Origin of the sequence: Pseudomonas floridensis (genome assembly GCF_002087235.1) — a bacterium.
Lineage (GTDB): Bacteria > Pseudomonadota > Gammaproteobacteria > Pseudomonadales > Pseudomonadaceae > Aquipseudomonas > Aquipseudomonas floridensis.
The window spans coordinates 1-650 of record NZ_MUIO01000189.1 but is presented as its reverse complement, the minus strand read 5'-3'; the positions used below and the strand labels follow the sequence as shown (position 1 = coordinate 650).

Sequence of the window (650 nt, the reverse complement as noted above, 5' to 3'; positions counted from 1 at the left end):
ACTTGTCCACGAAGGCCTTGTCGGGTGTTCGGGTTTGCAGCGGGGGCTGTCGCTCTGTGTGCAGAGCGACAGGCTGGCTTCAGTTCAGACCCAGTTTGCCACGCAGGGTCGAGAGGTCTTCGGCCAGGGTGTTGACCGGGCCGACGAGTGCCTTGCGGTCGTTCTCTTTCACCTTGTCGTAGGTTTCAAAACCGCCATCCTTGGTCTTGTACTTGGCCAGGATCTTCTCCACGGTGGCAAAGTTCTTGTCGACCTTGCTGGCGAACGCCTTATCCTGCTGTTCAATCTGCGGACGGAACAGGTCGACGATTTTCTTCGCGCCGTCGATGTTGCCCTGGAAGTCGTACAGGTCGGTATGGCTGTAACGGTCTTCCTCACCGGAAATCTTGGTCGCGGCCACTTCTTCCAGCAAGGCTGCCGCGCCGCCGACGACTTTTTCCGGCGGGAAGGTCAGGTCGGTCACGCGCTTCTGCAAGTCCTTTACGTCACTCATCAGTTTGTCGGCGATGGGGCCTTGGTCTTTGGTGGTGTTCTGCGAAAACAGCGCGTATTCCAGCCGATGGAAGCCGGTGAAGTCTTCAGCCGTCACGCCTTGCTCATGGTCGTCAACGCGGGAGTCGATGGACGCGTCCAGGTCGCTGAACAGCTCG

General features: G+C 58.8%; 1 protein-coding gene. It reads right to left on the bottom strand.

The window, feature by feature from the left end:
• Positions 1-79 precede the first annotated feature (79 nt).
• Positions 80-650, bottom strand: a 571-nt coding sequence (efeO, locus tag BZK31_RS28065; protein WP_083186431.1) for an iron uptake system protein EfeO, incomplete at its 5' end; no start/stop codon positions are given.